The 1,585-nt window shown below is 36.8% G+C and carries 2 protein-coding genes and 1 riboswitch; both genes read left to right on the forward strand.

The features are described from left to right. The coding region (locus H5072_RS18960; protein ID WP_259395994.1) for an ABC transporter substrate-binding protein at positions 1–765 on the forward strand (765 nt) is incomplete at its 5' end. Between the two features lie 54 nt (positions 766–819). Next, positions 820–1,004: riboswitch (cobalamin riboswitch) on the forward strand. 36 nt (positions 1,005–1,040) lie between these two features. Then, on the forward strand, positions 1,041–1,585 hold a 545-nt coding region (locus tag H5072_RS18965; protein WP_182694447.1), incomplete at its 3' end, for a TonB-dependent receptor plug domain-containing protein.

Genomic DNA, 1,585 nt, shown 5'->3' on the forward strand with positions numbered 1-1,585 from the left:
GTTTTGCTTATATTTACCAAGCCAAGCTTATCAAAGCCAGTTGATATTGATATATTGGTCGAAGATGGCTACTTTCCGATTATTATTAACGCGCAAAAAAAGCAGGGCTTTGCTCCTGAGTTTATTAATATTTTAAACGACGCACAGGAGGAATTTAACTTTATACTTATTTCTTTACCTGTAAAAAGGCTTACTTTGTCTGTTGAAAAAAATAACTTCGACGTTTTATTTTTAATGGCAATGCAATGGCTGCCAAAAACAACGCAGAAAAACATTGAAAAAACTGAATTTTATACCATCACCAAAAACGAGCTTTATACACTCAAAGAGAATGCATCAGAACAAACTTATTTTGACAATCTGGACAAATTAACCAAAGTTGGGGTTTTAGGGTACTCGTATCAATTTGCAGGATTTAATACAAATGCCGAATACTTGAGAGAAGAGCACCAGGTAAGCCTTACAATCGATGAATTCAATGTAGTTAAAATGCTGCTATTAAGGCGCGCTGAAGTCGGGGTTTTAAACAGTATTGCTTATCAGTATTTTAAAAAGCAGAATATCTTAAATATGGATTTACTATTTAAGAGTGACGTACCAGATGCAGTGTATGAAACACATTTTTTGATTAACTCACAATCAAATAAAATATCTAGTCGCAAAATGGATGAAATATTAAATTTACCTACTACACAAATGCAACTTCAGAAGCTACTTGATAAGTACGGTATTCCTTCAAGCTATAATAATACAGCACTGAACTGAAATAGCTTTTAGCTATATAGACGTCCATTGACATTTGTAAACAAAATGCTCACAATGACGGCATATTTTCAAGGTGCTTGCTAGCCACTTCATGTAATGATTTTTTTAGCAGGATAATCGGGAAGTTGGTGCGTTTTCATGATGACTACAAGCCCAACACTGCCCCCGCAACGGTAGAGTATTGCATGTTTTTATGTGCTTACTGAGTCCGGAGACCGGCCTTGATGCAATCTTACTTACTTAAATCTTTGCGGTGGGCAAAGGTAGGGGATCTCATGTTAAACAAAACAACTCTAGGCGTTGCAATTTCTGCTGCGCTTTCATTTTCTGTGTCTGGTGCAGAGCAATCAATTGAAAAAATAACCGTTACAGCTAATAAGTTTGAGCAATCAATTAACGACGTTTTAGCGAGTGTAAATGTTATTGAACGTGCTGAAATAGAAGCTAGTAACGTACGCGATTTACCTACACTTTTAAGCACGCGAGTGGGTTTTCAAGTTAATCCAAACGGTGGTTTTGGTCAAAATACAGGTGTGTCACTTCGTGGTACAGGCTCTGGCGATACGTTGATTTTAATTGACGGTGTACGTACAGGCTCAGCAACACTTGGTCAAAAAGCACTAAATAATGTCCCTTTAAATAGTATTGAACGCATAGAAATTATTAAAGGCTCTCGCGCGGCTGTTTATGGCTCTGATGCACTCGCTGGTGTTATTAATATTATTACGCGTGAGTCAGATAACTTATCCCTAAGCGCTACATTTGGTTCTGACTCTTATCAAAATTATCAAGTTGCAGGCTCTGTAAAATCAGATGATAT

This window comes from Pseudoalteromonas sp. SR45-5 (genome assembly GCF_014163565.1).
GTDB classification, from domain to species: Bacteria; Pseudomonadota; Gammaproteobacteria; order Enterobacterales; family Alteromonadaceae; genus Pseudoalteromonas; species Pseudoalteromonas distincta.